General features: G+C 51.5%; 11 protein-coding genes and 1 pseudogene. 7 read left to right on the forward strand and 5 right to left on the reverse strand.

What is annotated here, in order from left to right; translation table 11 throughout:
• Positions 1–302: 302 nt before the first annotated feature.
• Positions 303–602, forward strand: a pseudogene (locus ACFMKP_RS03710) (YbaN family protein); the annotation flags it as partial.
• A gap of 4 nt (positions 603–606) precedes the next feature.
• Here ACFMKP_RS03710 and ACFMKP_RS03715 read toward each other — a convergent pair.
• The gene (locus ACFMKP_RS03715; RefSeq protein WP_382289169.1) at positions 607–1,986 is read right to left on the reverse strand and encodes a replication-associated recombination protein A; all 1,380 of its coding nucleotides are present in this window, start codon (positions 1,984–1,986) and stop codon (positions 607–609) included.
• A gap of 41 nt (positions 1,987–2,027) precedes the next feature.
• On the opposite strand from ACFMKP_RS03715, the gene ACFMKP_RS03720 reads away from it, so the two are divergent.
• From ACFMKP_RS03720 to ACFMKP_RS03730, 3 genes are all read left to right on the forward strand, one after another.
• Positions 2,028–3,284, forward strand: coding sequence for a PQQ-dependent sugar dehydrogenase (locus ACFMKP_RS03720; RefSeq protein WP_382289171.1), 1,257 nt, complete (start codon positions 2,028–2,030; stop codon positions 3,282–3,284).
• A gap of 314 nt (positions 3,285–3,598) precedes the next feature.
• Positions 3,599–4,183, forward strand: coding sequence for a molybdopterin-dependent oxidoreductase (locus tag ACFMKP_RS03725; RefSeq protein WP_382289173.1), 585 nt, complete (start codon positions 3,599–3,601; stop codon positions 4,181–4,183).
• On the forward strand, positions 4,183–5,322 hold the full coding sequence (locus tag ACFMKP_RS03730; protein WP_382289175.1) for an STAS domain-containing protein: 1,140 nt from the start codon (positions 4,183–4,185) through the stop codon (positions 5,320–5,322). The genes ACFMKP_RS03725 and ACFMKP_RS03730 overlap by 1 nt, the downstream gene beginning before the upstream one ends.
• A 258-nt stretch (positions 5,323–5,580) precedes the next feature.
• Here ACFMKP_RS03730 and ACFMKP_RS03735 read toward each other — a convergent pair whose 3' ends face one another.
• Genes ACFMKP_RS03735 through ACFMKP_RS03745 form a run of 3 tightly spaced genes read right to left on the reverse strand, consistent with a single transcriptional unit; the run spans position 5,581 to position 10,400 of the window.
• On the reverse strand, positions 5,581–6,024 hold the full coding sequence (locus ACFMKP_RS03735; protein WP_382289177.1) for a DUF3806 domain-containing protein: 444 nt from the start codon (positions 6,022–6,024) through the stop codon (positions 5,581–5,583).
• Between the two features lie 14 nt (positions 6,025–6,038).
• Positions 6,039–7,064, reverse strand: coding sequence for a hypothetical protein (locus tag ACFMKP_RS03740; RefSeq protein WP_382289179.1), 1,026 nt, complete (start codon positions 7,062–7,064; stop codon positions 6,039–6,041).
• Between the two features lie 51 nt (positions 7,065–7,115).
• Entirely contained in the window at positions 7,116–10,400 is a 3,285-nt protein-coding gene (locus ACFMKP_RS03745) for a CPBP family intramembrane glutamic endopeptidase (RefSeq protein WP_382289181.1), read from the reverse strand.
• Between the two features lie 927 nt (positions 10,401–11,327).
• Here ACFMKP_RS03745 and ACFMKP_RS03750 point away from each other — a divergent pair.
• The gene (locus ACFMKP_RS03750) at positions 11,328–11,978 is read left to right on the forward strand and encodes a DedA family protein (protein WP_110519352.1); all 651 of its coding nucleotides are present in this window, start codon (positions 11,328–11,330) and stop codon (positions 11,976–11,978) included.
• Between the two features lie 89 nt (positions 11,979–12,067).
• Complete coding sequence (locus tag ACFMKP_RS03755; protein ID WP_382289183.1) at positions 12,068–12,466, forward strand: hypothetical protein; 399 nt, start codon at positions 12,068–12,070, stop codon at positions 12,464–12,466.
• Here the strand turns inward: ACFMKP_RS03755 and aroQ are convergent.
• A complete protein-coding gene (aroQ, locus tag ACFMKP_RS03760) occupies positions 12,463–12,897 on the reverse strand; it encodes a type II 3-dehydroquinate dehydratase (RefSeq protein ID WP_382289185.1) in 435 nt (144 codons plus the stop codon). The two genes, ACFMKP_RS03755 and aroQ, sit on opposite strands and share 4 nt — an antisense overlap.
• Before the next feature lie 83 nt (positions 12,898–12,980).
• On the opposite strand from aroQ, the gene ACFMKP_RS03765 reads away from it, so the two are divergent.
• The gene (locus ACFMKP_RS03765) at positions 12,981–13,475 is read left to right on the forward strand and encodes a hypothetical protein (protein ID WP_382289187.1); all 495 of its coding nucleotides are present in this window, start codon (positions 12,981–12,983) and stop codon (positions 13,473–13,475) included.
• The last annotated feature ends 206 nt before the right edge of the window (positions 13,476–13,681 follow it).

The following is a 13,681-nucleotide window of genomic DNA, read 5'->3' on the forward strand; positions in this document are numbered from 1 at the left end:
CCGCGTTCAGTGGGAGAGGGGGCTGGCTTACAAGGGTAGATTTTAAGATTCCCTCACCCCAACCCCGCTCCCGTGGCGCGGGCGAGGGGCTTTAACGCTCTGGTTCTCTCCCAATTCCTTGATGAACCACGGCTGCTCCCCCTCGCCCGCGTTCAGTGGGAGAGGGGGCTGGGGGGTGAGGGAAGCATCCATTTTTGCTTGCTAAGGTTTAGGCTATTGCAACAAATTAGCCAACAAACGTCACGGAAGTTCGGCCCAAGCAGCGCTATAATATCAAGAGTATCGATTTAAGGATTCGTGGTATGACATCAATTCGTAAGTTTCTTTGGGTAAGTCTTGGGACTTTTTTCTTGATATTAGGCGTAATTGGCATTTTCGTGCCGTTGATTCCAACCACGGGGCCATTATTGGTCTCGGCGGCCTGCTATATGCGTGGTTCGCAGCGTTGGTATAACTGGCTGATGAGCAATCGCTATTTGGGCAGTTATATTCGTAATTTTCGCGATAAACGCGGCATGCCCTTGCGGGCTAAGATTGTCACGCTGCTTTTGCTGTGGCCAACCTTAGCCCTTTCTGCCTGGCTTAAGCCAATTGGGTGGCTTTGGCTCATTCTTTTGGCGGTGGGGATTGGGGTGTCGTGGCTGATGTGGAAGCTTCCGACGTTGCAGCTTGATCCTCAGGGTAACGCCATGCCAAGCGCTGCTGAACCCGTGCCTCATAGCCATGATCTGTCGGGTAGTAATAGCGATGGCCAGCTAAATTCGGCGGTAGATGCTCCTGTTCAACCTGGGCATCTTTGAAATCGTGGGCATATTGGTAGCCCGATCCATAGCCTAGACCCTTCATCAAGCCAGTGACCGCGTTGCGCAGATGCAGCGGCACTGGTTCGTTGCGGGTGGCCTCAACATCGTGAATCACTGCCCCATACGCTCGATAAACCGCATTGCTTTTCGGTGCTTGGGCCAAATAGACCACCGCTTGGGCCAAGGCCAACGCGCCTTCGCCAGTGCCCATAAAATGCACAGCCTGCTGGGCGGCAACGCAAATTCCCAAGGCCAGCGGGTCGGCAAGGCCAATATCCTCGACGGCCATGCGAATCACCCGCCGCGCTACATAGAGCGGATCTTCGCCGCCCTCAAGCATGCGTGCCATCCAATATAACGCGCCATCGGGGTCGCTATCGCGTACCGATTTGTGCAAGGCCGAGATTGCATCGTAATGTAATTCGCCAGTTTTATCGTAGCTGACGTTGCGGCGTTGATAGGCCTCAACAATCGCTTCCAGATCGATCAGCCGTTGGCCGTTTGGCTCGGGAACTTGGGTCAATGCTGCTGCTTCGAGTGCGGTCAAAGCTGCTCGGGCATCGCCGCTGGCCAAATGGATGAGCATATCGCGGGCTTCGGGGCTGAGTTGCACCTGCTGTTTGCCCAAGCCACGTTCATTATCGCTCAAGGCGCGTTCGATAATCGCCTCGATTGCTTGATCTTCTAACGACTCTAGCACAATTACCCGACAGCGGGAAAGCAAGGCACGGTTAATTTCAAACGAAGGATTTTCGGTGGTTGCGCCAATCAAGGTAACGGTGCCATCCTCAACTGCTGGCAGCACGGCATCTTGCTGGGCTTTGTTCCAACGATGAATTTCATCGATAAACAAAACCGTGCGCTTGCCATACATGCCGCGGCGCTCAGTGGCCTCTTTGACCACTTTGCGCAATTCGGCCACGCCTGCGCTCACTGCCGACAGTGGCTCGAAATGTGCCGAAGAAGCCCCAGCGATAATCCGCGCCAGCGTGGTTTTGCCAGTGCCAGGCGGCCCCCACAAAATCAGCGAAATCAATTGATCGCGCTCGATTAGGCGGCGCAATAAGCGTCCTTCGCCGACAATTTTGGTTTGGCCTTCGTATTCGGCGAGGGTGCGAGGCCGCATGCGCGCCGCCAAGGGTGCATCGTTGCTTTGGCTCGCTTGATAGCTAAATAAATCCATGAGTTGTGATACCTTTCTTATGATGATGTTTTGGAGGTACCATGCGCAAATCTCTGCTCCTGATTAGTTTGCTTGGTGTGTTGGTAGCCTGTGGCGAGCAACAAGTCGATGCGCCGATTGCGCCGACGAGTGTGCCACTCACCCAACCAGCTGGCAGTTCCGCCACTCCGATTGCTGAAGCAACAGCAGTCATTGTACCAAGCCCTGAGCCAACAACAAGTGCTGGCAAACCAGCGCCCAACGCGCCAACCGAGGTGGTTGCGCCAACCAATCCAATTAGCTTGCCCGCTGGCTTTGGCATTAGCGTGTTTCAAAGCAAATTGACTGGCCCACGCATGCTGACGATTGGCCCCGATGGCGCGATTTATACCGCCGAACGGGGCGAAGATCGGATTGTACGCTTGCCCGACCGCAATGCAGATGGCTCGGCTGATGGCGTTGAGGTGATTGCTGATGGCTTCGATTCGCCATCAAGCATGATTTTTGACCAAGCTGGCAATTTGTATGTGGCCGAAACTACCAAGGTGATCAAATTAACCCAACCTGACGCTGAGGGCAAATACACCCAGCGCCAAACGATTATCGATGGCTTGCCCGATGGCGGCCACAGTACCCGCACCTTGCTTTTCAACGCCGACGAAAGCAAACTCTACGTGGCGATTGGCTCATCGTGCAATGTTTGCGACGAAGAAGATGAGCGCCGCGCCGCCGTGATGGAATACGATCCCGATGGCAGCAATGGCCGAATTTATGCCAAAGGCTTGCGTAACGCCGTCGGCATTACTTGGCGGCCTGGCACCAACGAATTATGGGCTACCAACAATGGCCGCGATATGTTGGGCGACGATCAGCCACCAGAAACGGTTAATGTTGCCACCAGCGATGGCTTGGATTTTGGCTGGCCGCGCTGTCACTCAGGCAGAATTCCCGACCCTGAGTTTGGCAAAGAAGCCACTGCCTGCGAAGGCGTTACGCCGCCAGCAGTTGAGATGCAAGCCCACAGCGCTCCGCTTGGCCTTGCGTTTGGCAACGGCAGCAACTTCCCCGAACCTTACCAAAGCGGCTTGTTTGTCGCCTTCCATGGCTCGTGGAATCGCTCAACCCCAACTGGCTATAAAGTAGTGTTTGTGCCAATTACCGATGGCAAAGCTGGCAATGCCCAAGATTTTGCCACCGGCTGGTTGACCGATGCAGGCGCAGTTTGGGGTCGGCCAGTTGATGTAATTGTTGGGCGTGACGGCAGTTTGTATATTTCAGATGATGCAGGCGGGGCGATTTACCGGGTCTTTGCCAAGTAGCCGCGTCTCGATTTGCTTACCAAGGGTTGTTGCATAACAACCCTTTTTTGTTTAAACCACAGCTACACTAGCAAGATGCCAAGCTCGGCGCTACGAGCACTTAACTGTAAAAAATTATTGCTGTGCTTAATCCCCTTTACGGTGGATGAATCCGGTTCAACTATTCACAACCGTGGGGGATGAAGGCTAGTGCAAGACAAGACTTTGGGCATTTTGCACAAATTGCGAACTTGACGTAGCATAGATACAAGAGATCGTTTGTGCAAGATTGCTTTACACTCTGTCGTTGGCTGTTGGTTTGAGGAGGTCGCTGCATGCGTTTCGCGCTTCGCCCATGGTTTCGCCTATTGGTTATCAATCTGTTTGTTTTGGGCAGCCTAGTTGCCTGTGGCTCCACCACGGCTGATCCTGCTAACGCCTACACAGTGGTTACTCCTGCAACCATTAACGCTGGCGATCCAATTCCTGCTCCCAGTTCTGAGGTTGTTTTGAGCCTCAGCGGCCTGATTGGCCAAACCAATAATGGCCAGCAACTTGATTTCAGCATGGAAACGCTCGAACAGCTTGGCGTGGTGGAATACACGCTTACTGATCCATTCTTAGGCCGAACCGTAACCTACCAAGGCGTGTTGATTAGCAGCATTTTCGCTGCGGCCAAGGTTGAAGATACGGCCAAAACCGTCAAAGCCATCGCCTTGAACGACTACAGCGTTGATATTCCGATCGATGAATTGCGCAGCATGCCGGTAATTTTAGCAACCCGCTTGGATGGCGAGCGCATGGCAGTTTCTGATAAAGGCCCCTTGGAAATTGTGTTTCCATACCACGCCTATAAACTTGAGCACGAAAAATATGTGGGCATGTGGATCTGGCAGTTGCGGAGTATGGAGATTAAGTAATGCAGCCTCGCCGTTGGATTCAACGATTGGTGCTCGCAGGCACAAGCTTGATCTTTTTGATCTTGCTTGTGCTGTTGGGCTTTAATTTACAAACGCTAAGCGTTGCCAACCGCTTCTTTACGCTTGATGGTGGCATTTGGAACCCAACTCAGCTTGAGCGCGAAATTTTGCGCCTGCGGGTGATTGCCAATGAAATTAGCATGGGCACGCCCAATTTAGGCAACGAGTTTGTGCTGCGCCGTAATTTAGTTGGCAGCCGCATTAATATCTTGAGTGATTTTTATCGCGTTGAGCGCGAAGATCAACGTAGTTTGCTCGAACGTAGCTCGTTTGAAGTGATTAAGCGTGATTTCTTTACGCTCGAAACGCAGACGCGACTTAATATTTCGACCAACTCGGTGCAGCAATTAATTCCAGTTTTAAGCAATATGGAAGCCAATGCGCGCACGATGGTCAACGAGCGTCGCCAAATTGTCGATCGTGCCTCACAATTTCAACGCCAATCACTTGAACGATTACGCATCACGCTCTTATTTATTCTTGGCGGGATTATTATTCAAGTGCCGATTTTCTTTTTACTCAGTCGGCGGCGCTTTGATACAACCCTGCAAAAAGCCTATAGCACCTTGCAAGAACGCTCGACCGCGCTTGAGCAATCGCAACACGAATTGGCTAGCTCACACGCGCTAGCACAGCAGCAAAACGAGGCTTTGCAACAAACCTTGGCCGATTTAGAAAAGAGTATGGCTGAACGCAGCGTTTTGGAAACCACCGTGCAGCGCATGCAGTTTCCCATTATTCCGTTGCGCAATCGTATGGCAATTATGCCAGTCATTGGCAATTTATCCAGCGAGCGGGTCAAGATTGCTACCGATTCAGCGGCCCAATATGTGGAAGTCAAACGCATTAAGGTGCTTTTATTTGACATAACTGGAGTTTCGGCGATTGATCGTTCAGCGGCGGCGAGTATGCAGCAACTGTTGCAGATGTTGCGTTTGCTTGGTTGCGAGCCAGTCTTGGTGGGCGTAACGCCCGAAGTTGCCGAAGAATTGGTGCATACTGGCCTAGCCCAACATGGCTTGCAAACCTACGCCAATTTGCAACAAGCAATCGAGGCCACGGCGAAAACGCTTGAATAGGGGTTAGTTGTCAGGGGCTAGGGATCAGGGGGCAGGCGGCAGTTGTAACCGCGAAGAGCACGAAGATCGCAAAGGGGATAAGTTTGGGTTATTGGCTTTTGGTCAATTATTCGTGTAATTTGTGTAATTCGTGGCTAAATTAATCTCTTTAGCCAATCCCGATCAATGACCCAACAACGACTGACCGCTTGCCAAAAAAGAGATCGAGCTACGAGCAGCCCGATCTCTTTTTTATTCCTACTACTTATGCTCTATGTTCTATGTTCTGAGCTCTATGCTTTGTGGGCCGCTCCAATTGCGGCTTGGGTCGATCAAGTTGGGAATGGCCTCGAAAAACATGCGCACTGAATGTTCTTCGCCAGCAGCGATATGTTTATAAACTTTGTTAAACGGATAAACCCAAATATCGCCGCCTTGGACGGGCATGGCAATGCCCCAATCGTTGCTCTCGCGTTCGAGGCCCCAACGTCCGCCGTAGTTGGCAATAATGCAGGCTCCTAAAAACGCACCGAGCGATTGCACCAAACTTGGTGGTACATTCTCAGGGTCGTGATTGGGCCGAATTTGTTCGATATAGGTATTGAGCCATTTCACCGCCAAGTGATTGTACTCAAGTTCGATGCCAAGCTGGCTTTGTACCGAGCGCACAAAGTGTTGCGCCAAGTGTTCTAAGCCAGCGATAATTTGTTCGTGTTGCGACATAACGACCTTAATGATTATTTGGTGGCCTGTTCGAGCACGCGCAAGGTGACATGGGGCACACCAAAGGGTAATGGATGATTATTGGGCATTGGTTTCAGTCGGCTATTGCCCGATTCGTGCTCCAAAATGCCAATCACTTGGCCTTGGTAAAACGGCACATACAAGGTTGGTTTATCGGGCACGCTAATTTGCACGGCTCCGGTGGCGCTGCGCTTATGCACATCGGCAACGACCTGCTGCAAGATCGTTTTCGAAGCCGGAATTGCCACAGGCCGACTGGGATCAGCGCCAACAATCGCGCTACAAGCCTCAATCAAACGGGCTGGCGTTTGGTAGAGGTCGGGCTGCGAATGGGCGCTGGCCAAATGCTGCAAGGCTTGGTTGGCACTAAACCATTGATCATTGCCCAGATCTTGGGCGTAGACTCCGCGCAAATTGCCTTCGCTGAACAGCACAATCCCCATCACAAAGCCAGTGCTTTGCGCGCCTGGCTGATAGTAGAGATAGCCAGAGAAGCGTTGAGAATGCAAAAATTCGAGTTGCTTGCCGAGTGGCAGGCTTTGCAATTGCTTGCTGCTATTCGGGTCGTGCTCGCCTGGCGGCAGCACCAACGAACGCCGCACAGGCTGCGGAATCAAGGCCTCTTTGGGAATTGGCGCAGCGCTCAGGCCAAAAAATTCTAAGGCAAAATCGTGCTCAGGTGGCCGATTTAAAATTTCACCTTCGACCATAATCGTTAACAAACGATCAAAATTTGCTACCATTTCTGCATTAATACTATGTGCAGGTTTAAACAAGTTATCGGCGGCGTTCCACTCAAAATGGCCCGAACGCCTGGTTAACAGCCAATCAACTGCATCTTCGCCAATTTGGCCATGTGGGTCTACTTGGCCATGGCGCAACATCCCATCGACAAAAAATAAATGCACCCGATCTATGTGATCGATCCATGTGAGTCGGCCTGATAATTGTCGCCGTTTCACGGTTTCAACCACTTGTGGTAGATCGTGAAGGTGCGGGATTGCCGCCAATGAATTCATACCATCCTCCACACCAAACAAGTAGCCCGTCGAATCTGTGTATAGGTCTGATTAATTTTCTGCATTCTGTGTTTGCCACCATCCACCGAAATACCACCCACAAAAGCCACAGAACAACACCAGCAAGGCTGCGCCATTCAGTTGCCACGAACGTGGGGTTGTTGCAAGTAATGTTAGGGCTGCTGGCAAGATGTTTGCCAACCACAACGCCACCGCCAAAGCCAACCCATTCCAGCGCAACGTGCGACCAAGCCAGATGCTGATCAGCACGCTTAGGCCTAAAATAAGCCATTGCATTGGTTCGCGTAATGGCAAAAGGGTTAATGCCATTCCAAGACAGGTTATTGCCAAGGCGATTTGCTGCTTCCCACGTACTACCCATGTTAGCATGCTCAGGCTACCGATCAAGAGCAAACTTGTGGTGATTGCATCAAATGTTGCTTGTAATAGTATATCAAGCATTGCTGATTGTGCGTTGAGCGGTTGAACGCTGGCCCAAAAGCCTGCTTTGGCGGTCGTCGTATTAACTAAACTGCGAATCAGCAAGATCCCTGGCACAAGTAAAATGCCCAAAACCACGCTTTCACGTCGCAAAACTTGTGCCCGATCGGCCACGAAATCTTGTAAACGATGCGGAATTGCCCGAATAAAGGCTTCAAGTGGCAATTGCTGCTCTTTTTTAGTTAGATTCCAAGCGGTTGCCGCCCCAGCACCCAGCAAGGCTAGCTCGCCGCCATTCAACACAGCATTGGCGATGGTTTGGCTGATCGCCAAAATAAAGCGCGGCCCTTCGCTGACTTGGGCAAATGTCCAGCGCCCTGCACCTTGAATTAAGTAGCCAATCCCCACCACAACGCCCAACCAAACCCACGACCAAAGTTCGGTGCGCCGCCGAAAAATGCCAATCAAACCCAAAATGGGCAAGATCGTCGCCGGAATGGTGCGCAAGGCACTGCGCAGATTGCTGAGAATACTCTCGCCCAAGGTGGTTTGGTCGCGCTCGCGGCGATATTCTGGCGGCGTATACATCGCTGGCGAGCTGGTAATAACTTGATCGCCAGCCACGGTTACCTCAAAACGCCGATAGGCTTGGCCAATCCATGGCATTTCTGTCTGCCATACAAAGCTGTAATCGCTGCGATTGGGTTTTTGGCTGGTGCTGGTATTGGTCAATTCATAATCATCAAGCCTTATAAATTGGCTGGCATGGTTGGTTGCAATGGTTTGGGCTTGCGCAAGCGTGGTCGAAATCGCGCTGGCATTTTCGGGCAAGCCCAAGCGATACGAAAGCAACTGACCTGCTGGGTCGAGATAGACCAACCAACTATATTCAGGCCGATCCCAATTCGACCAACGCACGCTCCAAGCGCGGGGTGTGCCTTTATCAATGGCAAGCCTAATTTCTCGCTCGTCAAGTTGATCATAGATGTAGGCCAAATCGAGGTCAACCCAATCGGCAACCGCAGTAACGCTGGGATTCAAACCGCTTAAATCGATCTTGCTTGCTTGGGCGATGGCTTCGGTTCGTGCCACAAGATCCTCGCGCATGCCGTTGCGAACCAAGGCTGGCGCACGATTCAGCCCAATCACGAGCAGAAGAATGACCACCACGCCCGATAAACCAGCGACCAAGAACCAATCACGCCGCCATTTCCAGGTTAATTGGGGCACAACTGCATCGGGCACTAAGGGCGGCAAGGCGGCGCGAATCGTATTGTCGTTTTCGAGCGGAATACCGCGCAATTGACGAATGATTGAAGGCACAAGTAACCATAACACCAAGGCTGCTGCTGCAATCCCGCTGAGCAAATAGAAGGTATTAGTTTGCCAAAATAGCGGCACATACAGCGAGGCATTGTAGGTATAGTGGGCGGCAATTGAGGCCAGCACGCCATAGCGCAAGCTCAAAAAGCCAAACAAAATGCCAATAATGCTTAATTCGACAACCCGAATATAAAATGGATGTTGCGGATAGGTGGCGTGCAACGCGGCCCAAACCACCGCCGTGACGATAATTGCCAGTTTTGGCCGGCCAAAATAGCGGGTCAAAACTGTAATGCCGCCTAAGCGAAAGATTAATTCCTCGCCAATTGCAGGCAACAAGCCAAGCGCCATGCCATAGAGCGCTGGAAACGGCGTGGCAATCGTATCGTCGTAGAGTGGCGTAACTGGCGACCAAACGCCAAAATAGCGGTTGCCCAAGGCATAAAAGGCCGAAACAAAGCCCAATTGGAAAATACCAACTAAGCCGCCAACCCAGAGCGCCTGCACCACCGGACGGCTAACTAAGCCACGCTTGGTCAGGGTTTCGCTCAACGAAACAGCGCCCTCGGTCTTTTCCCACACCAGCGCTTCGCCAGCCATGCCCGCCAAAATAATCGTGGTAGCAATGGTTACGAGTTGGCCAATGTAGCCGCCAAGCACATTGCCCCAATAGACGGGCAAGCTTTGGTTCACGTCGTAGTGGGCCAAATCGAGCGGAATGCTGTTGAGCATGACCAACACGCCGACCACCGCCACCGCCGCAAACAAGTGCAAGGCCCAGCGCCAGCGCAAACGACCCCGCCGCGCCTGAATAAACCAGGCTACGCCGATTAGCGCGGTCAGGGCATAGGTCAACGTCCAGCCAGTATGGTTGAGCAGGCCACCACGCCGCAATTGCCAATCTTTCTCCAGATACCAACTTTGCGGCAGCCAATAATACTCGCTGATCTGGCCCAAATCATTACCTGCAATTGTGACGCTGTAGCGATATTGAGCTTCAGCATCGGCCAGATCGCGGCGTTGCCAGATAAACGTATGGTCAGTACGATTAGGCTGTTGGGTGGTGAATTGATCGAGTAAGGTTAATTGATCAAGCGGAATTTGCAACTTCTTTTGAGCTAATAGCAAGGCCTCAGCTTGACTCAACTTAGGCCCAGCAGCCTCGTCAGGGCGGATATGATTAATCGCCAGGATGCGGCCGGTAGTTGGCGAAATGCTAACCACCCATTGCTCAGGGTCAAGCTCGCGCCAAAACCTCACATTCCAACTAGCCAGATTAAGATCTTCGTCAACCCGTTGATTGAGCGTTTCGCGGCCTCGCTCACGAATCAAATACGATTGAGCATCGTTGTTCGAGCCAAAGGTGATAGTTTGGGTAAAGTTGCTGGGATCGCCACCCACTCCTAACACTGCATACACCGAACCCTGCAACGCTGCATCACGATCCACGTTGAAGCGAATCTCGGCCATTGGCGTTGATTCAGCAGCAAATACAATGGCTAAGAAAATTCCAAATACGGCTAAAAGAACAAATCTTGGGGGAATCAGTCGTTTGGTATCAGGCTTGTGCACGCCAGCCCTCCATCGCTGTTAGGTTGCTACGCCTAGTATAAAGCAAAGTCAAAAAGAACATAGAACATAGAGCATAGAACATAGGGCAAGAGATGAGGGATCAGGATTCAGGGATGAGGCTATAGGTTTTTGGCTATGGGAACAGCAATCAAACAATCATTCGTGTCATTCATGCAATTCGTGGCTAAAAAATTAGCCTTCGCGTCCTTCGCGTTCTTCGCGGTTTCTCCCGTTCGTGTTGCTTCGTGTCCTTCGTGGATCGAATATTTAACGCAACGGGACAGAGGGATGAAGAGCATAGACGTACTGGTACATGAGGTTAACCATGGCTTGATCCTCTCACCCCAACCCCTCTCCCACGTGGCGGGCGAGGGGCTTTGATTCCATGGTTTTGCGCCGATTCTTCGTCAAAACGACGGCTCCCCTCGTCCGCGTTCAGTGGGAGAGGGGGTTTGGGGGTGAGGGAACATGGTTGCTAATCCAATGTACCAGTACACAGAGAGCATAGAACATAGAACAGAGGGCCAAGGGATCAGGGATCAGGCTATAGGCTTTGGGCTATGGGAACAATAATCAAGCGAATCTGTGTCATCTGTGGCAAAAAATAGTTATTCGTAGAATTCGTGGCTAAAGAATCAAGTCTGCTGATATTTCTTGGATCAGTGTTTCAACGCAGAGGCGCAGAGAAACGATGGCTTTGGGCTAGCGGAACACCTATTGGCATTTGCAATGAATCCCCAATAGCCAAAAGTCTATAGCCTATAGCCAATTCCCCTTCGTTCGTTTCATCGATTAAACTGATCCCTGAACCATTGCCCCTAACCCCTCGTTGCCAACTTGTCGAAAAACAGAGATTAGGGTATTGTTTGCAGGCGTGGCCTTCAGATGCCACCCACCAAACCCCCACTTAAAGGAGCAGAAACACTCATGTCAGCAATAATGGACAAAGTTCAAGAAATTATTACTGCGATTATTAACTTATTAAGCTACCCAGGCATTGCATTGGTGATGTTTGCCGAAAACCTCTTTCCCCCCATCCCTTCAGAATTGGTCATGCCCTTTGCTGGTTTTAATGTTGGCAAAGGCGAAATGAATCTTGTTGCTGTGATGATTGCGGGCACAATTGGCGCAGTTTTAGGTGCGCTAGCCCTCTATTACATAGGCATGTGGGCCGATGAAACGATTATTCGGCGCTTTATTCGGCGCTTTGGTAAATTCTTTTTCATTAGCGAAGCTGACATCGATAAAACCCTCGCCTTCTTTGAAAAACGCGGCGAAATTGTGGTCTTTACCGGGCGCTTGATTCCCTTGGTGCGCAGCTTGATCTCGATTCCTGCTGGCATGAATCGCATGCCAATGGGCCGCTTTTTGCTCTGGACGACCTTTGGCTCGTTGATTTGGAATGGCATTTTGACCTATGCAGGCATCGTGCTTGGCGCGCAATGGGAAAATGTGCTAGGCCTCGTCGATCGCTACGAAAAAGTTGCTTTTGCAATTATTGGCGTGTTCGGGATTTGGTTTATTGCAAGTCGTGTTGTCAAAGCCCGTCGCAATCGCGCCCAATCGAAGCAGGTCTAAGCCAAAGCCATTCCCCCGACCGATTGCAAATCGATCACGGTACGTATGATTAGCTGCGTACCGTGATTTGCCGTTAACAAGGAGTTTTCATGTCCGTTTTTGTCGAACAAGAAGCCATTTTAGAATTATTGCAAAGCTCGCGGGCCGCTAGTTTGGCTGCGCTCCAACATTTGCCAGCAATCGATTTAGCGCAGTTAATTGCGCTTGAGCAACAAGCAACCAAGGATTGTGCTGCCCATGCCAAGCAACCAGCGCAGCTTGTGGCCGAGGCAAGTAGTTATGAGCAATGGCAAGCGCAACGCCAACATTTAGCTGCAACCATCGCCGCAATTCCATGGGCCAGCTATGGCCAGCGCATCCAAACACCTGCTGGTCCAATCTATTTGGGCGAGTTGGTTAAGCGTTTGATTGCTGCCGAGCATCAGCAATTGAGCCAACTGCTTCAGGCTGGCCAACACCCGCCAATTATTGCCCAATGGGCCGATTAAGCCTGCTTGCGCTGAGCAAACCAATCAATTGCATACAGGTAGCCATGCCAGCCTAGCCCGCTAATTTGGCCTTGGGCAATCGCAGCCACAACCGAATGATGGCGAAACGTTTCGCGCGCATAGACATTCGATAAATGAACTTCGATAATTGGCACATCCATCAAGGCCAAGCTATCGCGCAAGCTCAAACCATAATGGGTCAGTGCGCCTGGGTTGATAATGATGCCCTGAATGTTGCCATAATGCGCATGCAGCGTATCGACCAACACGCCTTCGTGGTTCGATTGGGCGAAACTCAATGCGATGCCTGCGGTGCTGGCGCGTTCGCTCATGGCGCTATGAATATCGGCCAGCGTGGTTGAGCCATAAATCGTTGGCTCGCGTTGGCCAAGCATGTTAAGATTTGGGCCTTGTAGGACTAAAAGATGCATGAATAGTGCTCCTGATTGCCAAATGCGCGGCTATTGTGCGCCGAAGCCCAAGCCTTGTCAATCGCAGCAAGCGAGGAACCACCATGGAATTTGGATTAAACGCAGCTCAGCGCGACGCAATGCTAGCGATGTGGCAACACCTGAGTGCGCAAGAACTGCCAGAAGAGCGGCTTTCGTATGCTGGCTTGCAAGCCTTGCCGCGCTTGGTTGAGCAAGCCCTGAAAACTGGCGACCAAGCGAGCCTCACTGCTAGCCTGATCAATCCACTGTATTGGCATCAGACGGCGAGCTATGGCCATGGCTTGTTGGCCCGCGAGCGCCGAGTGCCGATTGATCATGCGGCCTATCGTTTGAGTTGGTGGCTTTGGCTACGGCTGTACAATCTTGCCAACGCCAAGCTTTGGTTTGATCAAGGCCAGCGCTATGCCACATTGGTGCTGTTTGATGCAGAGCATCAAGAGCCAGCCACCTGCCCGCTGAACAATGCAACAACTGTCGAACTAGCAGCCGTGCTTGACCAGCGTTTGCTCGTGCCAAGTGGCTTTCATTGCCGCCATGTGCTGGTGGTAAGAGCATAGAGCCTAGAACATAGAACATACGGCAACCGAAACCACGAAGGACACGAAGAGCGCGAAGAACACGGAAGTGGCTATTGGCATTTGGCTATCGGGATTTCTGAGCTACCACACCATGTTCCGATAGCCCATAGCTGTAATGGTTCATTGGATTGGCAATTAAGAACATGCCCTCATCCTCATCCCCTCGCCCACTGAACGCGGGCGAG

This window comes from Herpetosiphon sp. NSE202 (assembly GCF_042688385.1).
In the GTDB taxonomy this organism is placed as follows: domain Bacteria; phylum Chloroflexota; class Chloroflexia; order Chloroflexales; family Herpetosiphonaceae; genus Herpetosiphon.